The following is a 22,175-nucleotide window of genomic DNA, read 5'->3' as shown; positions in this document are numbered from 1 at the left end:
TTTGGCAAGGTAGGGGTGTGATGAACGCGGTGTTCGACGGTGCAGACGCGCGGGCGGATTTTCGCAAATCCGTGGAGCAGATGCTGCGCAATGGACGGCCCGATCCGGCACTGGTGCTGGTCCGGCGCAAACTGTCGCAGCTCTCCGGCGAAAGCGATCCCATGGTGGCGGCGGCACTGGAAACGCAGGCCGGCGATATCACGCTGGTGGGCTGGGACGATCTGGCCGAGCGGTTTGCATGGCTCGACAAGGCGGGAAAGCCGATCACCGCGTTGGGGATCGATTTCAGCTGGCCCGGTCATGTGGGCGCCGAACCTGACGCCGAGGGCCATCTCGCCCCCTATATCGAGACGAATTACTATGCCGACATTCCCGAAATGGCCTTTTCCTCGGCCGACAGGGAGACGCTGCTGAGGGGATATCTGGCCGGTGGATCGGAATGGCAGGGCTGTTTCGAGGACATCGACAACCTGATCGAAGTGGAAGGCATGTCGCCGCTCTATGGAGCGGTCACCGCCAATGCCAGCAACCGCAACAGGGACGGCGCGGAAGGCGACGCTTACCTGCTCTCCTCCTGCGCCTCGGCCGTCCTTCTGCACCTCGCAGTGCGCGATGCGATCAGGGCGAAAGGCCTGCCGCGCGCCATGGCGGTGCTGGTTGGCAGTAATGAAGACTTTCCCTTTTTCGATGCCCCCGTCGTCTCGGTTGACGAAAGCGCCGGCCATGTGGTCGAACCGCCGCCAATGGCAGAAGTAGAGGCACCGGCTCCCACTCCTGCCCCGCCCTCCGAGCCCGAAGCGGAGCCCGCCACTCCTGCCCAGAAACAGGCTCCGCAGGACGCCGGGGACAGCAAGGCCGCCGAGCCCGTGCCTACCGGGGCCGACTTGCGCCGCCGGATTGCCCAGCCTGAGCCCTCGCCCACACCATCGAAGGAAGAGAAACCGCGTCGCGGGGGCCTGCTCGGCTTCCTGTTTCGCTAGCTCCCTCAAGCGAGGCTTGGCAGCAACAGTCCCTCTGGATTGGGGAATTTTCGCCACCGGGTGATTGGCTCACGCCTCCTGGCGCGTTAAGGGCCTTGGCTAACCCCGGAAGGAGGCGGTGCCTGTGCAATGGCGCCGGAAGGGGAAAAACCCGGGCCTTTGAGCCGACGGGCGGTGCACCGCCCACCAGACATGACGAAGATGATGAACATACATCCCCTTATTACCAAGACCGAAGAACTGGCCGAGCTTTGCGAGCGGCTGGCGAAAAGCGAATTCGTGTGCGTCGACACCGAATTCATGCGCGAGAACACCTATTATCCCCTGCTCTGCCTGATCCAGATCGGCAATGAGGAGGAAGCCGCTGCGGTGGATCCGCTGGCAAACGGAATCGACCTTGCACCTCTGCTCGACCTTTTGTGCGAGAATGAGGAGGTCCTGAAAGTCTTCCATGCGGGCGGACAGGACGTGGAGATCGTCTACAACCTCACCGGCAAGACGCCCCACCCGATCTTCGACACGCAGATCGCGATGATGGCAATCAGCCAGAGCGAACAGATCGGCTATGCCAATCTCGTCGAAAGCTGGCTCAACAAGACGATCGACAAGGGCGCACGCTTTACCGACTGGAGCCGCCGCCCGCTGACCGACCGGCAGATCGAATATGCCATCGGCGACGTGACTTACCTCGCGAAGATATTCCCCAAGATCCTGAACAAGCTGATCAAGACCGATCGCGGCATGTGGCTGAATGCGGAGATGGAAAAGCTCGCCGATCCGTCCAATTACGCCAATGATATCAACCAGGCATGGCACCGCATCCGGGCACCGGGGCGCAATCCGCAAGTACTCGGGCGCATGAAGGCGCTGGCCGCCTGGCGCGAGACCGAGGCGCAGGACAAGGATATTCCGCGCGGCCGCATCATCCGCGACGAAACTCTGGCCGATATCGCCAGCCATCCGCCCAAGAAGCAGGCCGACCTCGCCAAGGTACGCGGCCTGTCACAGGCGTGGCGGGAAAACGATATCGGCAAGCGGTTGATGCGCGTGCTCAAGAATGCCGAACCGCTCGACCCGTCCGAAATGCCCGAAAAGCCCAAGCGCGGCGCGCCGCTGGGCAAGGAAGGCGCATTGGTGGCAGACCTGCTCAAGCTGCTGCTCAAGATCCGTAGCCGCGAGATCGACGTGGCATCGCGCCTGCTGACCAAGTCGGACGAGCTGGAAGCCCTCGCCGCCGGTGTGCGCGAGCTGCAGATCCTCGAAGGCTGGCGCTATGAGGTCTTCGGCAAGGACGCGCTCGAACTGGTAGAAGGCAAGCTCGCCTTCGCGGTCGAGAAGGGCCGGCTGAAGATGACCCATATCGACGATGTGGCGAATGGCGATGCGATGGTCCATGCCGAAGAGGCGGACGCGGCGGAGTGAGCACCTACCTCCCCACGATCAAGCAGCTGCAATATCTCGTCGCGCTGCATGAGCATGGGCATTTCGGGCGCGCGGCGGAAAGCTGCTTCGTTTCGCAATCAACATTGTCCGCCGGCATTCGCGAGCTCGAATCGCTGCTGGGCGTGACGCTGGTGGAGCGCAGCCGCCGCGTGGTGCGCTTCACGCCGCTGGGCAACCAGGTGGTGGACAAGGCGCATCGCCTGCTGCGCGAGGCGGAGGAATTGTCCGACCTCGTCCAGGCGGCGGGAAAACCGCTCTCGGGCGAATTGCGCATGAGCGTCATCCCGACCATCGCGCCCTTCCTTCTGCCCCGGATCCTGCCGCGCCTGAGGCAGGAACGGCCTCAGCTCAAACTCTTCCTGCGCGAGGAAACATCCGACCATGCGGTGGAATCGCTCCACCATGGCCGCGCCGATTGCGTGCTGCTCGCCCTGCCCTTCGCGACGGGAGAGGTGGAGAGCGAGACGATCGGAGAAGACAAACTATATGTCGCCTTCCCCAAGGACGACCCGCGCGATCCCCCGGCCGAGATCCCACCAGGCATGATCGACGAAGGGCGGCTGATGCTGCTGGAGGACGGGCATTGCCTGAAGGAACACGCGCTCGCTGCCTGCAACCGCCCGGAAATGCGCGCTTCGGCGACGATGATCGGCACCAGCCTGCACACGCTTGTACAGATGGTCGATAACGGCCTTGGCCTCACCATGCTGCCCGAAATGGCAATCGAGGCAGGGATCCTGCACGACACCAATGTCGTTGCGCGCCCGTTGAAGGGCAAGCACACCAGCCGCGAGATCGCGCTGATCTGGCGCACCAATTCACCGCGCGCTGAGGAATTCCGGCTGCTGGCGCAAGAGCTGCGCGCGGGCTGATCCGCACCCTGCCATGCCCGCAGGCGTCAGCGCACGCTCTGGATTTCCTCGCTCATGCCCTGCTCATGCGTGCTCCAGCCCGAATTCATCCCGAAGGGCGCGCGATGGAACACCGCTTCGATCCGGCGGATATCGCCATCTTCGATCTTGAAAAGCTCGGCCAATTGCCAGGTCCAGTTGATCTGGTGATGGTCGAAAAAGCCAAAAGCGAAGACGATGCCGCGCTCGCGATCCACCGCCACGAAGCGACGGTCACGGACCCGGCTGACGATACCGCGCAAATTGTTCTCGAACTGCCCCTTGCAGGTCAGCCGCTCCGTCCTCTCGCCACGCGGCCCGAGCACATCGACCCCGTTTTCGAAGCGGATGCAGTCGTCGGTGAAGTTGTAATAGCCCTGCCCGTCATTGCGCTGCAGGCCTTCGAAATAGTAATCCGCCTGGCGGATCAGCTCCTCTCGCGATGGGCGCTCGGCCTCGGGAATCACTTCGGCGAAGATCGGGTGCAGGCTGCCCATCGCCTCCACGCCTTCGCCGGTTGGCGGAAAATCGTTGTTGGAGCTGTTGGTGCTGCTGGGCCGGATCGCGAGCTGCTCGATCTCGATAATCCGCTCCCCCTCGATCTTCAGGCGCAGGGCAATGGCGACCACGTCCGGCTCGCCGGACGCCCCCGATCCACCCATCGTCTCTCTCACCGTCCCGATGAAAGCGACCTGCTGCGTTTCGATGTCGGGCACATAGAACTTGTAGCTGCCGATGCCGCTCATGCCGTACCAAAGCCCTTCACCGCCCAGCGGCAGCTCCACGCCATTTTCGGTGAAGCGAACATTGGCGGAGAATAGCGCCGGATCGACATTGCCGTCACGCATCGCCGCCAGATAGCGATCCACCCAGCCTTCCAGGCATTCGCGCTGGCAGGCCGGAACCTCCTGCGGCTGCGACAACGCCGGAGCTCCCGGAAGTGCAAACAACAAGGAGGCGGCGAGCGCGAGTCTGCGGTGGGTCATGCGGCAAGGTCTCCGAGGCGGTCGCCGGTAAAAGCGAACCCCGGGAATGCTGCGCGACCCCCGCATTCCCGGGGCCAAGATGGGCGTGACATTCTCGGCCCCTCAAGTGCCCGGTACGCCTTCGACACCGCAAGGGAGTTGCGGATCGCCGACGCACCGGACGGGGAGGCTCAGAGGCCTTCGGTCACGCCCGGGACAAGGCCTACATCCGGTAACGCACGCCCATGTAGTAGCGGCGGCCCAGCGTATCGTAGGTCTGGATCGTGGAACCGCGCGCCGCGTCGAGCGCGTCCGCCCCGACAATGCGCGGCTTGATGTCGAACAGGTTGTCGATGCCGGCCCGCACTTCCAGCGCCTCGTTGATGTTGTACCGGCCGAACAGGGCGAACTCGGCATAGGAATCGGTACCCAGCGTGCCCGGCCCGGCGAATGGCGAAGGATCGATCGAAGGCAGGTAGCGCCCGCGAATACCGATCGAACCGTTATCCCACATATAGCTGAGCGAACCGAACAGCTTGTAATCGTAGGACTGGTTCTCCAGCGTCCCGGTGTAGTCGACGAAGTCCGCCCCCTCGAAGGAGGACTCCTCGTAATTCAGCAGGAAGCTCGCCTGCAGGTTCATCGACAGCGAACCATCGGCGCCAATGCCCATATCGCGCAGGTCACCCATCCAGTTGAGCGCCACATCGATACCGGAGGTCTTGGTGCCGCCCTTGTTGATGAACTGCGCCCGATACGTCCGGTCCGTGCCGCTTTCCGGCGCGGCGCGATTGCCGAACAGGTCGAACGGGTAGCGGATGATAAGGTCGCAATAGGGATTGCCCGCCAGCAGCTCGGCACCGCTAAGCGATCCGGGCGCGGACGCCATCGCCGGGTTGAACTGCGGGTCGAAACACTGGCTGTAGATCTCGGTGCCCGTCGGCTGCGCGATCGTGCCGCTGAGGTCGATATTGTAGTAGTCGATCGAGAGTGAGAACCGATCGAGCAGCGGCGCATCGAAAGGCGAGTTGATCACCGCGCCGACCGTAATCGTATCCGCCACCTCGGAATCCAGGTCCGGATTGCCTTGCGTCAGCCCGATCGAGAACGGGAAGTTGATATTGTAGGCCAGCGAGGTGCGCAGGTTCGACAGGCGCGTCAGGTCGATATTCGGATAATCCGCCGGATCCTGAGCGATCGCGTTCGGATCCTCGGCCAAGGTTACGTAATCGAAGCCGCCATCGCGCAGGATCAGCTCCTCGCAGGCGACCTGGACATTGACCTGGTTGGGGTTGTCCGGACGGTTGCCGAAAGGCGAGGTAAAGCCCTCGATATTGAGGCAAGCATCGCGGCTTGCACCGATCGAGCCGGCAATCGGCGCGAACTGTTCGTAGAGGTTGGGCGCGCGGTTGGCGCGCTGGAAACCACCACGGATGCGGAACCAGTCGGTCACTTCCCAGTCACCCAGCACCTTGAAGGTCCAGACGCTGCCCGAATTCTTGTAGTCGGACACGCGGCCGCCCAACTCCAGGTTGAACTGGTTGACCAGCGGCACATCGCTCAGCACGGGAACGAGCAATTCGGCAAAGGCCTCCTTCACGTCCGTCTTGCCGAAGGTCTGCGCGGGCAGCACGATCTGGTTCACCACGTTGACGGTGACCTGCTCCGCGCTATTGCCAGTGTCCGGCTTGTAGTCGAGCGATGCGTCGCGATAGGTCGCGCCCAGCGCAAAGCGCACCTCGCCCGCCCACAGGTCAACGAGCCCGCCCTGCACGGTGGCTTCCACGATGTTCTGCTTCACCTGCGTGATATTGTTCAGTTCCAGCGTGATGTAGTTCAGGCAATCCTCTGAAATCGCCACGCCTTCCGCCTGGCCGGGGAGCGGCGCGGGAACGCTGCCATCGGCATTGAACAGGCCGATGCCGCTGGTGCAGGTCTGCGGGTTGAAGATCGCCCCGTTCGACCATCCGGCGCCATAGGGCCCGTCAATGGTGATCGAGGGAGCGCCGCCATCCACCGTCCCCTGCAGGATCTGCTGGATATTGTCGTGCGAGATCGCGCCTTGCGGCTGCTGCGCGAGGACAGAGGTGTTGCCGTGCGACCCGTAGATTTCCCAGGACCAGTCCTTGACCGGCAGGTCGCCGCGCAGGCCCGCGGTCAGCTGGAAGATATCGCTGGTAGTCTCGGTAAGCAGCCGCCCGGCGAAGTTCAGGCCGCGCACCGCGGTCCAGGATGTCTGCCCGGTGCCATTCAGCGCATCGGCCAGTTCCGGGCTGACGGGATGGAAAGCCTGCTGATTGGCCCCGAAAGTGGGCGAATCCGGATCGTCGTTGGCTGCATCATACGGGACGGTCAGCGCCCAGAAATTTTGCGCCGTACCGACGATCGACTGCGCCAGCGCTTCGGAATGGGTGAAGCGGCTTTCCACGAAGAAGGTCAGCGAATCGTTGAAGTCGTAGTGCGCCGAACCGAAGATGCTCCAGCGCGTGAGCGGTATGTTGATGAGCCCTTCCGGATCGATATAGCCCAGCGATCGCGTGCCGCTCGGCGATGCGGGATTGAGCTTGTAGCCGGCCCCGCCGGCAAGGTTCTGCAACGGCCCGTTATAGGGCGCCGCGGAATCGGCGGCGTTGTCCGGATTGAACAGCGAGCCATCGTAATTGATGCCGTAATTGGTGCCGCTGACATTGACGACGGTCAGCGGACGCCCGCCCGTACCCGCCTGCGTAGCCGGATCGGCCCAGGCATCGGTGTAGAAGTCGCGATTACGCTGCAATGCTTCCTCGCGCTTGGACCAGGTCGCGCCGATCATCGCATTGCCGTTGCCATCGGCGAAATTGCCGCCGACCAGCGCGCTGCCCTGATAGGTCTCGCCATCGCCCTGCTCGGTAATGCCCGCCTGCGCGCTGAGCTCGATCCCCTCGAAATCGTCGCGCAGGATGAAGTTCACCACGCCCGCGATCGCATCCGCGCCATAGACAGCGGCGGCGCCGCCGGTGATCACCTCGACATTCTCGATAGCGGCGGTGGGAATGGTGTTGAGGTCGACCAGCAGCGCGGCATTGACCGGCTGCGCACGGCGGCCATTGACCAGCACCAGCGTGCGGTTGGTGCCGATACCGCGCAGGTTTACCGTCGCCGCGCCGGGTGCCGCATTGGCGCCGGAAAAGGCGGTGCCGGCGGAGCTGGCAATCGCATCCGACCCTGCGGGCACGAATTGCGGCAGCTCGTTCAGAGTATCCTCGATCCCCACGGCGGAGCGGTTTTCGATCGTGCTCTGGTCCACCGTCACGATCGGGCTGTTCGCCTCGAAATCGCGGCGCAGGATGCGCGAGCCAGTGACGACGATGGTGTTCTCCTGCTCCACCACCTCGTCGAGATCGCTGTCCTGCGCGTAAGCGGGCTGCGATGCCAGCACCAGCGCGATTGCGCAGGTGGCGGTTCCGATGCCGAGACGAGCCTTGTTACCCATTGTCATTATACTTCCCTCCCCTCAAAAATCCGGCCTGCCCTCACCGCAGGCGCGAGACGACCATGCGGCGCCCCTCTTCCGGAAATTCCATGCGATATCCGCCAAAGCCGGAGCGGCTGATGGTCACGGCGGTGCGGCCGTCCCGTGCAAATCCGGTGGGCAGTCCAAGGTCCTCGTCCTGTCGCCAGATCTGGCCGTTATCGAGCTGCATCACGAGCAGGCCGCGGCGATCGAGACGGGTGTCGGTAATGACGGCGGAGACGGCCTCGGACTTGCGCTCTTCGCGCTCGCGGCGGGCGATTTCGGCTTGCGGTGCCTGTGACGGCAATTGCTCGGCGCCCAGTTCCTTGCGTTCCACAGGCGCGGGTTCAGGCTCGGGCGCCGGTGGCGCTTCGCCCTGCCCCTGCTCCGCCAGCAAGGCGCGCAGGCAGGCGATTTCGGCCGCCTCGCTCGCGAGCCCGGTGCACGGCATGTCCTGCGCGTGGAGCACCCCGGCAGGCGATCCTGCCGTCAGCAGCAGCGCAGCTGCAATCGCAAGGCCGCGCATCATTCCCACCCCGTCGGCGCGTCGAGCGGGGCGAGGAAGCCCATTGCCTCGATTTCGTGGATCTGCCCCTCGGGACCGACCTTGAAGATATGCGCTGCCGGCAGGTCGAAGGGTTCGAAGGGGAAGTTCTCCTCGGTGAAAGTCACCGTGGAGCCGTCCATGGCGGTAATGTCGTAGGAACCGAAATCCATCGGGTGGCGGAATTGCGAGAAGCCCATCACCAGGCCGGTCACCGGATCGGCGGCGAAGACCCGGCGGTTCTCGATCCGCTCGATATAGGTCATCACCTGGCTGTCTAGCTGGCCCTTGCAGTCGGCAGCGATCGGCGTGTCGCTGTAATCCTCGAAGCTGGGCGGCGCTTCGGGACCGGCGGCGACGAAGCCGTTCTCATGGCGCTGGCAATCCTCGGCAAAGGGGGCGAGCGAGCCGTCATTCTCGTCCAGCGCGTCGTAATAGCTGGCGCCGATGTCGATCAGCCGGCCATCGGGGAGGCGGCTGCCTTCGGGAATTTCCGCAAGCAGGCCCGGCCGCACCGTCTGCACCCGCGACAGGTTTTCCTCACCGATCGCCGCGATCAGGTGCTCGGCCTCGACGATCTCGCCGCCTTCGAGCCGCAGCCGGATCGCCACCATTGTCGGTTCGCCATTGGCTTCCAGCATGCCCAGCCAACCCACGGTCTGGCGGGCGGCATCGGGAACATGAATGGCAAAATCGGTCGGACCGCCCTGCGCATTGCGCCACAGGCCTTGCGTCAGGTCCGACCGCTGCAGGTTCTCGACGAAGATGAGATTGTCCGCGAGCGGCAGATCACTGGCATCATGGGTGACCAGCGCAGCGACATAGTCGTCGGTCAGCGCGATCAGGCATTCACGATCGCATGTCTCGGGCGCCGTTGAACAGGCGGCAAGTCCCATTGCTGATACCATCGCGGCCAGCCTTCGCGGCATCCCAGCCTCCTCCTCCGAACGGATGAACGCCCTTCGCGGGGCGTCGTTCACGTTCCTCATTTTCCCGGAAGGGAGGCTGCATCGACTTCGATGACGCGGGCGTGGCCTGACGATTAAGCGGCCAGTGACAGAACATTAACAACGCATGACAGCATTTGCTTTCTCTCTCGATATGCGCTTGGTTATCCACAGCCGCTGGCAAATTTGTGAAAAGCAAAAAACTCGGGCCGGGCTGGGAGAGACATATGCGTGGGAGGGGAATATTCCGCTTGCGCAGTCTGCGGACCAAGATCGCAATAGCGGCCGGTGCCGGACTGTTGACCGCGGTTGTACTGACAGCGCTCTTGCTGCTGGTGACCTGGAATTCACAGCACGTGATTGCAGTCGCCCAGGACACGCAGGACCGCGTCCACACCTACAACCACCTCCTGAAAGCCGTTCGCGAATATCACAATTTCAGCTACCGCTCGGTGCGGGAGGATACGCCCGAAGCGCATCAAGCGCTGGGTGAGGCAAAGCGCCGCTTCGAACTCGCGATAGAGGATGCATCGCGCCTGCCCGTATCGAACTTGCGAGAACGTGAAGTGCGCGCCAGCATAGCCACACAGAGCCGGGGAGTGCTGGACCACTTCCGCGATGCGAAATCGCATGTCGCCCAGGTCGACAGCGTCTGGCAGGAGCGCGGATCGCGCGCCGCTCTAAACGAAGTCAGCCGCATCATCGCGCCGATCTTGCGCCTGGAACGTGTGCTGGAACAGGAAATCCGCCGCGGCGACATCAAGCTTGCCAATGCCATGTCGGAAGCGCGCGAACTCAACCAGCTGGCCATCGCCGCATCGCTCGTCTGCCTGTTGCTCGGTGCCCTGTTCCTGGTCGCGGTCATCCACCTGGTGCATGCGCGCCTGCGACCCGGCCTCGCACGTCTTGAAGAAGGAGCGACGGCGATCGGCGCCGGCAGGCTGGATCACCGCATCCGCCTGGAAGGGGGCGACGAGCTGGCCGCACTCGGCTCCGCCTTCGACCTGATGGCGGATGAGATCGACAAGCAGCAGAAGCGGCTGCAGGAAATCCAGCGCGGGCTGGAAGCGGCCGTCGCAGACCGGACGAGCGCGCTCAAGGAAGCCAATGCCAAGCTGTCCACGGCGGACGAGCGGCGGCGCAACTTCCTCACCGATATCGGCCACGAACTGCGTACGCCGCTGACGATCATTCGCGGGGAAACGCAGGTGGCGCTGCGGATGATCGAGCATGACGATTTCGACCCGCATGAGACCTTCGACATGATCCTTTGCCAGACCGATCACCTGCGCCGAATGGTGGCCGACCTGTTCCTCATCGCGCGCGCCGAAGTCGGCGAACTGCCGCTGGACAAGCAGGAGCATGATCTGGCCGCCATGGTCCGGCAGACGGCAACCGATTTCGATACGCTGGTGCGCGAAAATGGCGGGACCATCACCGCCGAAACCGCGCCGGTGGTGACGGCCATGGTGGATGCCGAGCGACTGCACCGGGCCCTGACCGCGCTGATCGACAATGCTCTCCAGCATTGCCAGCCCGGTGTCGACATCGTGCTTGAAGCGAAGGCGGAAGGGGAGACCGTCGAGCTTTCGGTCAGCGACAACGGGCCGGGTATTCCGACAGAGCAATCGGCCATCCTGTTCGGCCGTTTCAGCCGCGGCGTTACGCGAGGAAAAGGCAGCGGCCTTGGCCTCAGCCTCGTCTCGGCGCTGGCCGAAGCGCATGGTGGCCATGCACGGATTGCCGACCGTGAAGGCGGCGGCACGCGCGTGACGATGCAATTGCCCTCGGGCGCCTTGGGGAGGATCGCAGCATGAGCATGAACCTGCTGGTAGTGGAGGATGACGAACGCGTGCGCCGCTTCGTAAGGCGCGGCCTGCAGGCTGAGGGGCATACGGTCACCCTCGCCCGCGACGGGCCGGACGGCTTCGAGCGCGCAAGGCATGAGGATTACGATGTCGTGATCCTCGACGTCATGCTCCCCGGCATTGACGGCAATCAGGTCTGCTCCCGCCTGCGCAGCGAGCGCCGGGCGATGCCGATCATGATGCTGACCGCGCTCGACCAGACCGACCAGAAGGTCAGCGCCCTGCGCGGCGGAGCAGACGACTACCTGACCAAGCCGTTCGATTTCGACGAGCTGCTCGCCCGTATAGAAGCGCTGGGACGCCGATCGAAGAAACTGGCGCGACAGGACAGCGAAATCATCCAGCTTGGCTCGTTGTCGATCGACAAGGCCTCCATGACCGTTCACTATGAGGGGCGCGATATCGAGCTGACGGCCAAGGAATTCGGCCTGCTGGAACTGTTCGCGGAATCGCGCGGGCGCGTGCTCAGCCGGACGCGCATCCTCAACAAGATCTGGGGCTACGATTCCGATCCGCTGACCAATATCGTCGACGTCTATGTCCGGCGCCTGCGCGGCAAGATGGACTGGGGGCCGCAGACGGGCTGGATCAGGACGGTGCGCAGCTACGGCTACAAGATGCAGCCCATGCTCGACTAGGCGGCCGGAGTCCTCAATCCATGTGCTTGAGGCCGACTCGCAAATAGTCCCAGCCGGTGATCAGCGTCAGGATCGCCGCCGCCCACAACGTAAAGAGGCCGACCGTGTGCGGCACGTTATGCGCAATGCCGCCGGCCATCACATTCCAGTCCGGCAGGCCCTGCCCCAGGATCAGCGATCCAAGCGCGACGAGCTGGAACGTCGTCTTCCACTTGGCGAGCTTGCTGACCGGAATCGATATCTGTAGGGGGCCGAGGAATTCGCGCAGGCCCGAAACGGCGATCTCGCGGATCACGATGATCAGGCCCGCGATCACATGCGCATCGCCCACATAGGGCCCGCGCAGAACGCCCATGGCGGTGAGCACGAGGACGACGCTGACCACCATGATCTTGTCCGCAATCGGATCGAGGAAAATGCCCAGCTTCGAAACCGTGCCGCTCTGCCGCGCCAGCATCCCGTCGAAATAGTCGGTAATGCCCATCACGCAGTAAAGTACGAAGGCGGCCAGATAGCCTGCCTCCCATCCCGGCCACCACAACAGGGCGGCGAGGAGCGGGATCATCGCTATACGGGTGAGCGTGAGGATATTGGGCAAGTTCAGCATGTGCAACGTCCCCTAGCCCCTTTGTCGCTCGCAAAAAAGTCTGGCATTGGCTTGCTTGTTCACATCCGCGCTATAAGGCGGTGGGCAATTGGTCCCGGCGACGCAATCACAAGGTTTGCATGCTCACCTCAACCCACCTGCTGAAGCAGCGCCGCTTCGCGCCCCTGTTCGCGACGCAGCTGCTCAACGCGTTCAATGACAATCTGTACAAGAACGCCATGGTGCTGTTCGTCGTGTACCAGGTGTACAATTCGGCGGCGGCGGAAACGGTGTTCTCGGGCGTCGCCTCGGCCATTTTCATCCTGCCCTTCTTCCTGCTCTCCGCGCTGGCGGGGCAATTGGCCGACATGCGCGACAAGGCAATGATCATCCGCACGGTCAAGGCAGCGGAAATCGCCATCATGACCGTGGGCGCGGCAGGACTGACGCTGGCCTGGTTTGGGATGCTGACCGAGGCACTGGCGATCCCGTTAATGATGATCGCGCTGTTCGCCATGGGCATACATTCGACCTTCTTCGGCCCGATCAAATACGCCATCCTGCCCCAACACCTGAAGCGTGAGGAGGTGCTGGCTGGCACGGGACTGGTGGAAGCGGGCACCTATCTTGCCATCATGGGCGGGACGATCCTGGCCGGGTTCATCGATGTGGAAGTGGCCGCCGTCCTGGTGATCGCGATCGCAGTGATCGGCTATCTCACCAGCCGTCAGGTTCCCGAGGCGCCGCCCTTCATCAAGGGCCAGCCCATCGACCGGCACATCATCCGCGCTTCCATCGCGCTTGTCAGGAACACCTGCCACAATCGCGAGGTCTTTTACGCGATCCTCGCCATCAGCTTCTTCTGGACCATCGGCGCGGTGCTGTTCATCCAGTTCCCGCCGCTCGCCAAGAACGTGCTGATGGCCAGCAAGGAAGTCGCCAGCCTGTTCCTCGTCACCTTCTCCATCGGGGTGGCGCTGGGATCGGTGGCGATCAATGCGCTGCTGAAGGGAGAAGTCTCGGCCCGCTACGGCCCCGCTTCGGTGATCGTGATGGGGCTATTTGTCGCCGCGTTCTACTGGGTGTGCCGCATCTGGTCGCAGCAAGTGACCACTACCGAGCTTCTCGGCATTGCGGAGTTCATCGCCCAACCGCTCGCGCCGCTGGTGCTCGCAACGCTGCTGCTGATCGCCGTCTTTGGGGGCATGTTCGTGGTCCCACTCTATGCCTTCCTCACCACCAAGGTCGATCCGTCGGAGGCCAGCCGCACGGTGGCGGCGAACAATATCGTCAATTCGGGGGCCATGGTCGGAGGATCGGTGCTCGCACTGGCCCTCAGCGCCGTCGGCGTGCCGCTGGTGGAGCAATTGCTGTTGAGCGCGGCCATGTGCCTGATCTCGGCCTGGCTCGGCCACCTGCTTTACAAAGCGGAAGGAATGGCTGCCAGCGCCGCCGAATAATCAGGCGATGAAGGTGCTGACTGCCACGAAGCTGGCGACATAGGTCGCGGCAAAGTGGCGCGCATCATTCACGTTCAGCCCGAAGTTCAAGCGCCACGAACGTCGGTTCTCCATCTCGCCGATAGCGAAGACGAACATGGGCAGCGACGCCCGGAAGGGATGCCGGGCCGCTTCGTTAGTGAGGACAAGTGCGCGTCTCATGGATACCCTCTTTAACCTTTCGGTAACCATTACCCAACGCGAGGGTTCCCGGTGTCCACAGTCGGGACAGGAGCAAAGTATGCTGGTGATTGCCGCGACCCCGCCGCCGCGCTAACGGGTGATTTCATGAGCAACCAAGCTGCCGCATTGCTGGTCGACTGCCTCGAAGCGCAAGGCTGTGACCGCGTCTTCACCGTTCCGGGAGAGAGCTTCCTGCCCGTGCTCGACGCCTTGCGGGACCGCACGGCGATCGAGACCATCACCTGCCGGCAGGAAGGCGGCGTTACCTTCATGGCCTGCGCCGATGGCACCATGACCGGGCGGCCGGGCGTCGCCTTCGTCACCCGCGGCCCCGGCGCAACCAATGCCAGTATCGGCGTCCACACCGCACACCAGGATTCACAACCGCTGATCCTCTTCGTCGGCGATGTGGGACGCGAGATGCGCGACCGCGAAGGGTTCCAGGAAGTGGACTTCCCCGCCTTCTTCGCCCCCATCTGCAAATGGGCGGCGCGGATCGACCGGGCGGAGCGGATCCCCGAATATATCGCCCGCGCCTATGCCACCGCGATCTCCGGCAGGCCCGGCCCGGTCGTGCTCGCCCTGCCCGAGGACATGCTGCATGAGGACGGGGTGGAGGCACAGGTTCGCCCCTTCGTCCACAAGCCCGCGCAGCCGCCCTGCCCCGATGCGCTCTCTGCCATGATGGCGATGATCGGCGATGCCGCCGCTCCGCTGGCGATCATCGGCGGTGCAGGCTGGCATGAGAAGGCACGGACATACTTCACCCAATTCGCGGAGCGGATCGGCCTGCCCGTCGCCACCGCCTTCCGCCGGCAGGATGCGATCCCACCCTCATCCTCCATCTATGCCGGCAATCTCGGCTATGGCCCCAATACCAAGCTGCTGGAGCGCGTGAGAGCCGCGGACCTCCTGCTCGTCGTCGGTGCAAGGCTGGGAGAGGCGACGACCGATGGCTACACGCTGATCACGCCCGACCATCCGGGGCAGCAGCTGATCCATGTCCATCCCGATCCCGAGGAGTTGAACCGCGTCTATGCCGCCGACCTCGCCCTCTGCGCCGATCCGGACGAATTCGCCGAAAGCGCGGTGATGTGGGACGATGGCTCGGTCATTTCCTTCGATGCCGGGGCCGAGGCGCACGCCGAATGGCTCGCATGGTCGACGCCGGGCAAAGCGGACTTCCCGCTCGACCTGACCCGCTCCATGGCTTCCTTGCGCGAGCAGCTGCCCGCCGACGCCATCATCTGCAACGGCGCGGGAAACTTCGCTGGATGGTGGCACCGCTATTGGCACTATGCTGGTTTCCCCAGCCAGTTGGCGCCGACCTGCGGAGCGATGGGCTATGGCATCCCCGCGGCGGTTGCCGCCGCGCTGCGCCACAAGGATCGCTGCGTGGTCGCGGCCGCCGGAGACGGCGACTTCATGATGAATGTGCAGGAGCTGGCGACAGCCGTCCAATACGAAGCGGACATGCTGGTGATTATCTTCGACAATTCCGCCTACGGCACGATCCGCATGCACCAGGAACGCGAATATCCCGGCCGCGTAGCCTCTACCGCGCTCGCCAATCCCGACTTCGCGGCGATGACGGAAAGCTTCGGTGGCTGGGGCAAGCGAGTGGAAACGACCGCCGATTTCGCAACCGCATTGACCGAGGCGCTGGCGCTCAAAGGCGTGCGCCTGCTGCACTGCATCTGCGATATCGAACAGCTGAGTGCTGGCGGCGCCACGGTCAGCGGCTTACGCTCCCGCTAGGCGGGTTTGGAAGCCAGCTTGCAGATATAGTCGAATTCCTTCTCTGTAAGCTCTGCCACCGAGAGACGGCCCAGGCGCACCAGCTCGATCCCTTCAAGCTTGGGATCGGCCTTGATCTCGGCCAGGGTGACCGGACGTTCCAGCTTGCGCACGGGCTTGACGTAGACGGTAGCCCATTTGCCATCGGGATCGGTCGGGTCAGTAATGCCGTTGCGGCTGATCTCCATGATGCCAACCACTTCCTTGCCCTTCACCGAATGGTAAAGGAATGCCTGCTCGGCAACCTGCATATCGCGCATATTGTTGCTGGCGCGATGATTGCGCACACCGTCCCACACGGTTTCGCCATCGCGGACCAGATCGTCCCAGCTGTACTTGTTGGGCTCCGATTTCATCAACCAGAAGCGCGCCATTACTTCTTCTCCAGATCATGGGGGAGCGGACGGAGCCGGCGGAATAGCCGCATTAACTGAATATTGAACATGCTTTTGCATAAGGCGGGGCCACTTTGAGGGACAACCCGGTTTGACAAAAGCTGTGGAAGACGATGCGACGCAAAAGGCAATCAAGCTTGGCAGTGCCGAGCGGGATGTGATCGCATTGGGAATCGCGGTCGCCGCGATTATCCTGTTCGTCGGCACCGGCGGATCCGTCATGCCCAAGATCATGCGCGCGTGGATGGGGACCGGCCAGGCCCCCGACACGATGCTGACCAATGCGGTCCTGCTGAACATTGCCCTGCTCATCTTCGGCTGGCGCCGCTACAGCGACCTCCGCCGCGAAGTACATGAGCGTCGCCGGGCGGAAGCAACCGCGCGCCAGCTGGCGGAAACCGATGCGCTGACCGGCTGCCTCAACCGCCGCAGCGGTGTGCCGGCCATCGATCAGTTGCTGCACCGGGCGCGGATCACCGAACGCGAAACCGCCGTGTTCATGATCGACCTCGACAATTTCAAGCAGATCAACGACCTCAACGGCCATCAGATGGGCGACCATGTCCTCGCCACCATCGCCACGCGCCTGCGCGAAACCCTGCCCGCGGGCAGCGTTCTGGCACGTATCGGCGGGGACGAGTTCATTTGCGCTTTCATCCACCAGCCCAAGGGGCCCGACGAGGTTGAACGCATTGCCACTTCGGCAATCGGCGCCGTTTCCTCCACAATCGAGGAAGACAGGGCACTGGTCGAGCCGACCTGTTCACTCGGCATCGCTTCGACCGAGCAGGACAAGGATGAAAACCGTCCACTCGATGCCGAGGCCCTGATCCACCGCGCCGATATCGCCATGTATCACGCCAAGAAGACCGGCCGAAACCGCCACTTCTGGTTCGAACCGCAGCTGGAAGACGAGCTGCGCCTGCGCAACGAGCTGGAAAGCGCGATCCGCCGCGGCATTCCTGCCGGCGAATTCGTGCCCTTCTATGAACAGCAGATCGATCTGGCCACCGGCGAGCTGGTCGGCTTCGAAATGCTCGCACGCTGGAAGTCGCCGCGTTACGGCCTGGTGAGCCCCGAAGTCTTCATTCCGATCGCCGAGGAAATCGACCTGATTTCCGACCTTTCCGAATGCCTCATCCGCCAGGCGCTGCGCGATGCCGGCGATTGGGATGCGAGCCTGACGCTGTCGGTCAATATTTCTCCGGTGCAGCTTCGCGATCCGTGGTTTGCGCAGAAGCTCCTGCACCTGCTGGTGGAAAGCGGTTTCCCCGCGGCGCGGCTGGAAATCGAGATCACCGAAAGCTGCCTGCATGAGAATATCGGCGCAGTGCGCACGATCGTCTCCAGCCTGAAGAATCAGGGCATCCGCATCAGCCTTGACGATTTCGGCACCGGCTATTCCAGCCTGTCGCAGCTGCGCTCACTGCCCTTCGACCGGCTCAAGATCGATCGCAGCTTCGTGTCCGACCTCGCGCGCGAGGGCAGCACGACCGAACTGATCGAGGCGATCATCTCGCTGGGCAAGAGCCTCTCCCTGCCGGTGACGGCCGAGGGGATCGAGAACCCGGACGTGCTGGAAACGCTGCGGGCGATGGGCCATCTGAAAGGCCAGGGATACCTCTACGGCCAGCCCGAGGATGCCTGTGCGACGCGCAAGCGCCTCGCCGAACTGCAATTGCTGCGCAGCCTGGCGCGTGGCGAGATCCTCGCCAAGCAAGCCATCACCGATACGGACGGCGCAGAACTTCCCCAGCGCAAGGCGGGTTGATCGCACTCGGCACGCGTTCCGGCGTTGCACCTTTGGCGCTGGCACCCTAACTGCGGCGCATGCGCGTCGAATTCATCAAGATGCACGGGCTTGGCAACGACTTCATCGTGCTCGATGCGCGAGAGAACGCCCTGCCCGCTGCCCTGACCAATGAAACCGCGCGTGCACTGGCCGACAGGCATACGGGCATCGGCTGCGACCAGCTGATCGTGCTGGAGCCGAGCGATAGCGCAACCTGCCGCATGCGCATCTACAACCACGATGGCGGCGAGGTAGAAGCCTGCGGCAATGCCACGCGCGCTGTGGGCCTGCTGCTGGGCGAACCGGCGCGGATCGCAACCAGCGGCGGCATGCTGGAGACCACACTTGGTGATGGAGTGGTGAGCGTAGAGCTGGAAACACCGCGTTGCGAATGGGAGCAGATCCCGCTCGCCTATGCGATGGACACGCTCGCCATGCCGCTTGGCTGGGGGGAGCTGGAACAGCCGGTGGCGGTGAATGTCGGCAATCCGCATGCCATCTTCTTCGTCGATGATTGCGATGCAGTGCCGCTGGACCAGCTCGGCCCCGAGATCGAACATGACGCGGTTTTTCCGGAGCGCGTGAACGTCAACGTCGCCACGGTGGTGGACCGCCAGACCATTCGCCTGCGCGTGTGGGAACGCGGCGTAGGCCAGACGCGCGCCTGCGGGACCGGCGCCTGCGCGACCGCGGTAGCGGCGATGCGTCGCAAGCTCGTCGATCGCGAGGTCACCGTGCACCTTCCCGGTGGCCCGCTCACCATCGCCTGGCGTGAGGATGGCGGCATCACCATGACCGGCGGCGCGACGGAAAGCTTTCGCGGTTCCTTCGAATGGGACGATTTCGCGTGAGCGCTGCGGAAGTCATTTCGCTCGGCTGCCGCCTCAATATAGCCGAGAGCGAGCGCATCCGTTCTCTTGTCGCGAGCGAGGATGTGGTGGTGATCAATAGCTGTGCGGTCACCTCCGAGGCCGTACGACAGACCCGCCAGGCGATCCGCAAGGCACGCCGTGCGCGGCCCGATGCGCGGTTGCTCGTCACCGGCTGCGCGGCGGATATCGAGCGCGATCAGCTCTCAGCCATGCCCGAAGTCGATGGACTGGTGGCCAATGAGACGAAGCTCGACGCGCGCGCCTGGAACGTACCGGAACCGGCCGAGACCGCGCTAGCCAAGCGCACGCGCGCCTTCATCGCGGTGCAGAATGGCTGCGATCACAGCTGCACCTTCTGCGTCATCCCGCAGGGGCGCGGACGCAGCCGTTCGCTGACGATCCCGCAAGTGCTGCGCCAGGTCGAACGGCACCTCGACCAGGGCGCGCCCGAAGTGGTGCTGACCGGCGTGGACGTCACCTCATGGGGCCATGACCTGCCCGATGCCTCGCCGCTGGGGGAACTGGTGCGCGCCGTGCTCGACACCTTCCCGCAATTGCAGCGCCTGCGCATGTCCTCGCTCGACGGGATCGAGATCGATCCGCTGCTGTTCGATCTCTTCGCCGGTGAAGAGCGTCTAATGCCGCATCTGCACCTGTCGCTGCAGCACGGGCATGACCTGATCCTCAAGCGCATGAAGCGCCGCCACCTGCGCGGCGATGCGCTGGAACTGGTCGCGCGGTTGAAAGAGCGCCGCCCGGAGCTCGCCATCGGCGCCGACCTGATCGCCGGTTTCCCGACCGAGAGCGAGGAGCACCACGAAGCCAACCGCTCGATCATCCGCGAGCTGGGCATCGTGCATGGCCACATCTTTCCCTATTCGCCCCGCCCGGGCACGCCCGCCGCGCGCATGCCGCAGCTCGACAAGCCGCTGATCAAGTCGCGCGCCGCAGACCTGCGCGCCGATGTCGCGAAGACGCGCGAAGCATGGCTGCAAAGCCTTGTGGGCAAGCCGCTTTCCATCCTTACCGAGACCAGCGGCACCGGCTATTCCCCGAACTTCGCCCGTGTCGCCGTGCCTGCGGGCACCCCCAAGGGCATGATCGTCACCGTCACGCCAACGGCGCTGGAGAAAGGCCTCCTCACATGAGCGAAGGAACAAGCTGGCGCGATCGGCTGTTCGGCGGTTTCCGCAAGACGTCGGACCGCCTGTCCGAGAACCTGACCGGTGTGGTGGGCACCGCCAAGCTCGACGATGCGACGCTGGACGATGTCGAGGATGCGCTGATCGTCTCCGACCTCGGCCCCGCCGCCGCGCGCCGCATTCGCGACAAGCTGGCGGAAAAGCGCTTCGGCCTCAGCATAACCGAGCAAGAGTTGAAGGAAGCGGTGGCGGAGGAAATCGCCGCGATCCTGCGCCCGGTCGCGAAACCCCTCGAAATCACCGCCTTCCCGCGCCCGCAAGTGATCCTGGTGATCGGCGTCAATGGCAGCGGCAAGACCACCACCATCGCCAAGCTCGCCCATTTGTTCCAGGAGGACGATTACGGCGTGCTGCTGGCCGCCGGCGACACTTTCCGTGCCGCCGCCATCGGCCAGCTGAAGGTTTGGGCAGACCGTATCGGGGTGGACGTGGTGTCCGGCCCCGAAGGCGGCGATCCGGCCAGCGTGGTATTCGATGCAGTCAAGCAGGCGACCGATACGGGCATCGACGCGCTCATCGTCGATACGGCCGGCCGCCTGCAGAACAAGCGCGAGCTGATGGACGAGCTGGCCAAGATCCGCAAAGTCCTCGGCCGCCTCAACCCTGAAGCGCCGCATGACGTGGTGCTCGTGCTCGATGCCACCAACGGGCAGAACGCACTCAACCAGATCGATGTGTTCAAGGAGGTCGCGAACGTGACCGGCCTTATCATGACCAAGCTGGACGGCACGGCGCGCGGCGGTGTGCTGGTGGCGGCGGCGGAGCAATATGGCCTGCCGATCCATGCCATCGGCGTGGGCGAGAAGATCGACGACTTGCGGCCCTTCGATCCGGACCTGGTCGCCAAGGTCATTGCGGGGATTGCGTGATCGCATCACGTCATTGCGAGGAGCGAAGCGACGCGGCAATCCAAGGCAGCGCTCGACACGCTCTGGATTGGGAGGCCATTGGCCAGTTACACTTCCGCTACGCTCGCAATGACGAACTGAAAGGTTGCATGTGACTTCAGACGTTCCCGAGAAGAAGAAGCCCAAATCCGGCTGGCTCAATGTCGCCATCGACTACGGCCCGCTGCTGGTCTTCTTCCTGACCTACAAATATTTCGCACCCGATGGCGAGGATGCGGCGGGCGAGATTTTCGCGGTCATTCGCGGCACCGGTGCCTTCATCGTCGCGGCGGTGATCGCGCTGGGCGTGTCGAAATGGCACCTCGGCAAGGTCTCGCCCATGTTGTGGCTCTCGACCGTGCTGATCGTGGGTTTCGGCGCGCTGACGATCTATTTCCAGGATGAGCGCTTCATCCAGTGGAAGCCGACGATCATCTATGTCGGGTTCGGCGTGCTGCTGCTGGGCGGGTGGCTGAAAGGCAAGCCGCTGCTGCGCTACCTGCTGGAAACCGCTTTCGAGGGGCTGAACGAGCAAGGTTGGCTGAAGCTCAGCCGCAATTGGGGCGTCTTCTTCCTCGCCCTCGCCGCGCTCAACACGGCGCTGATCTACACGATCAGCTTCGAAAGCTGGCTGGCGGCGAAGCTGTGGCTGTTCCTGCCGCTGACCTTCCTGTTCACCTTCACCCAGATCCCGATGCTGCTGAAGCACGGGCTGGCGCTGGAGGAAGAGGAAAAGGTGCTGCAGAACCCGCCGCATGAGTGATCGCTTCAGGTTGCCACTGCCGGAACGGCTTCCGGCCCATTTCAGCCCGGCAATTCTCGCGCTCGTCCTGATCATCATATCGTGGAGCGCATTCACCTCGGGCAGGGAGCCCGAAGGTTGTTATCGCATCAATGATGAGGCCTATCTTGCGGTGAGTAGCGATCGCATCCGCTTGCAGCAGGAAGGTCGCGCGCTCGAAACGACAAACATCCTGCAAACCGACAGGGTTCGCGGATACGTCCTCTATCTCGACCGGCAACTGGCCTTCGATCCGAACAAGAGGCTGTGGCGTTTCATGGAAAACGGTGATCGGCCAAGCCTGTTCATCAACGGACAGATTGGTCAGGCCTCACACATTCCGTTCCACCCAAAAAGCGGAGGCTCGCTGAAGTTCTTCGAGTTCGATTGCGACACAGCGTCTTAACGCCCCG

General features: G+C 63.5%; 20 protein-coding genes. 13 read left to right on the top strand and 7 right to left on the bottom strand.

Annotation, left to right across the window (positions count from 1 at the left end; genetic code table 11):
- Positions 1–20 precede the first annotated feature (20 nt).
- From E5222_RS05950 to E5222_RS05940, 3 genes are all read left to right on the top strand, one after another.
- A complete protein-coding gene (locus tag E5222_RS05950; protein ID WP_136692759.1) occupies positions 21–980 on the top strand; it encodes a hypothetical protein in 960 nt (319 codons plus the stop codon).
- Positions 981–1,184: 204 nt separating this feature from the next.
- Positions 1,185–2,402: a ribonuclease D gene (rnd, locus tag E5222_RS05945; protein ID WP_136692953.1), complete on the top strand. Its 1,218-nt coding sequence runs from the start codon at positions 1,185–1,187 to the stop codon at positions 2,400–2,402.
- Positions 2,399–3,295 carry a hydrogen peroxide-inducible genes activator gene (locus E5222_RS05940; RefSeq protein ID WP_136692758.1) on the top strand — a complete coding sequence of 299 codons (897 nt, stop codon included), beginning with the start codon at positions 2,399–2,401 and terminating at the stop codon, positions 3,293–3,295. Before rnd ends, E5222_RS05940 begins: the two co-directional genes overlap by 4 nt.
- A gap of 26 nt (positions 3,296–3,321) precedes the next feature.
- On the opposite strand, the gene E5222_RS05935 is transcribed toward E5222_RS05940, so the two are convergent.
- From E5222_RS05935 to E5222_RS05920, 4 genes are all read right to left on the bottom strand, one after another.
- The gene (locus E5222_RS05935; RefSeq protein WP_136692757.1) at positions 3,322–4,236 is read right to left on the bottom strand and encodes a DUF8021 domain-containing protein; all 915 of its coding nucleotides are present in this window, start codon (positions 4,234–4,236) and stop codon (positions 3,322–3,324) included.
- Between the two features lie 265 nt (positions 4,237–4,501).
- The gene (locus tag E5222_RS05930; protein ID WP_169053501.1) at positions 4,502–7,750 is read right to left on the bottom strand and encodes a TonB-dependent receptor domain-containing protein; all 3,249 of its coding nucleotides are present in this window, start codon (positions 7,748–7,750) and stop codon (positions 4,502–4,504) included.
- A gap of 40 nt (positions 7,751–7,790) precedes the next feature.
- Positions 7,791–8,300, bottom strand: a complete 510-nt coding sequence (locus tag E5222_RS05925; RefSeq protein ID WP_136692755.1) for a hypothetical protein — start codon at positions 8,298–8,300, stop codon at positions 7,791–7,793.
- Entirely contained in the window at positions 8,297–9,244 is a 948-nt protein-coding gene (locus tag E5222_RS05920; protein WP_136692754.1) for a DUF8021 domain-containing protein, read from the bottom strand. The genes E5222_RS05925 and E5222_RS05920 overlap by 4 nt, the downstream gene beginning before the upstream one ends.
- A 353-nt stretch (positions 9,245–9,597) precedes the next feature.
- Here E5222_RS05920 and E5222_RS05915 point away from each other — a divergent pair, with 353 nt between their 5' ends.
- Positions 9,598–11,079, top strand: coding sequence for a sensor histidine kinase (locus tag E5222_RS05915; protein ID WP_169053500.1), 1,482 nt, complete (start codon positions 9,598–9,600; stop codon positions 11,077–11,079).
- A complete protein-coding gene (locus E5222_RS05910) occupies positions 11,076–11,768 on the top strand; it encodes a response regulator transcription factor (RefSeq protein WP_211196095.1) in 693 nt (230 codons plus the stop codon). The genes E5222_RS05915 and E5222_RS05910 overlap by 4 nt, the downstream gene beginning before the upstream one ends.
- Positions 11,769–11,781: 13 nt before the next feature.
- On the opposite strand, the gene pgsA is transcribed toward E5222_RS05910, so the two are convergent.
- Positions 11,782–12,375, bottom strand: coding sequence for a CDP-diacylglycerol--glycerol-3-phosphate 3-phosphatidyltransferase (pgsA, locus tag E5222_RS05905; protein WP_136692752.1), 594 nt, complete (start codon positions 12,373–12,375; stop codon positions 11,782–11,784).
- 119 nt (positions 12,376–12,494) lie between these two features.
- Here pgsA and E5222_RS05900 point away from each other — a divergent pair, with 119 nt between their 5' ends.
- Entirely contained in the window at positions 12,495–13,814 is a 1,320-nt protein-coding gene (locus E5222_RS05900) for an MFS transporter (RefSeq protein ID WP_136692751.1), read from the top strand.
- Here the strand turns inward: E5222_RS05900 and E5222_RS05895 are convergent, their stop codons facing one another.
- Entirely contained in the window at positions 13,815–14,015 is a 201-nt protein-coding gene (locus tag E5222_RS05895) for a hypothetical protein (RefSeq protein WP_136692750.1), read from the bottom strand.
- Positions 14,016–14,141: 126 nt separating this feature from the next.
- On the opposite strand from E5222_RS05895, the gene E5222_RS05890 reads away from it, so the two are divergent.
- Positions 14,142–15,794: a thiamine pyrophosphate-binding protein gene (locus E5222_RS05890; protein WP_136692749.1), complete on the top strand. Its 1,653-nt coding sequence runs from the start codon at positions 14,142–14,144 to the stop codon at positions 15,792–15,794.
- Here the strand turns inward: E5222_RS05890 and E5222_RS05885 are convergent.
- Entirely contained in the window at positions 15,791–16,189 is a 399-nt protein-coding gene (locus E5222_RS05885) for an EVE domain-containing protein (protein ID WP_246021552.1), read from the bottom strand. The two genes, E5222_RS05890 and E5222_RS05885, sit on opposite strands and share 4 nt — an antisense overlap.
- A 130-nt stretch (positions 16,190–16,319) precedes the next feature.
- On the opposite strand from E5222_RS05885, the gene E5222_RS05880 reads away from it, so the two are divergent.
- From E5222_RS05880 to E5222_RS05855, 6 genes are all read left to right on the top strand, one after another.
- Complete coding sequence (locus E5222_RS05880) at positions 16,320–17,999, top strand: putative bifunctional diguanylate cyclase/phosphodiesterase (protein ID WP_246021551.1); 1,680 nt, start codon at positions 16,320–16,322, stop codon at positions 17,997–17,999.
- A 59-nt stretch (positions 18,000–18,058) separates the two neighbouring features.
- Positions 18,059–18,871, top strand: coding sequence for a diaminopimelate epimerase (gene dapF, locus E5222_RS05875; protein WP_136692747.1), 813 nt, complete (start codon positions 18,059–18,061; stop codon positions 18,869–18,871).
- Positions 18,868–20,040, top strand: coding sequence for a MiaB/RimO family radical SAM methylthiotransferase (locus tag E5222_RS05870; RefSeq protein WP_136692746.1), 1,173 nt, complete (start codon positions 18,868–18,870; stop codon positions 20,038–20,040). Before dapF ends, E5222_RS05870 begins: the two co-directional genes overlap by 4 nt.
- Positions 20,037–20,963, top strand: a complete 927-nt coding sequence (ftsY, locus tag E5222_RS05865) for a signal recognition particle-docking protein FtsY (RefSeq protein WP_136692745.1) — start codon at positions 20,037–20,039, stop codon at positions 20,961–20,963. The genes E5222_RS05870 and ftsY overlap by 4 nt, the downstream gene beginning before the upstream one ends.
- Before the next feature lie 130 nt (positions 20,964–21,093).
- Complete coding sequence (locus tag E5222_RS05860; RefSeq protein ID WP_136692744.1) at positions 21,094–21,744, top strand: inner membrane-spanning protein YciB; 651 nt, start codon at positions 21,094–21,096, stop codon at positions 21,742–21,744.
- Entirely contained in the window at positions 21,737–22,168 is a 432-nt protein-coding gene (locus tag E5222_RS05855; protein ID WP_136692743.1) for a hypothetical protein, read from the top strand. The genes E5222_RS05860 and E5222_RS05855 overlap by 8 nt, the downstream gene beginning before the upstream one ends.
- Positions 22,169–22,175 lie beyond the last annotated feature (7 nt).

Source organism: Alteraurantiacibacter aquimixticola, from assembly GCF_004965515.1.
Lineage (GTDB): Bacteria > Pseudomonadota > Alphaproteobacteria > Sphingomonadales > Sphingomonadaceae > Alteraurantiacibacter > Alteraurantiacibacter aquimixticola.
Note: the sequence above shows the minus strand (reverse complement) of the source record. Positions and strands in the feature narration are given on the sequence as shown.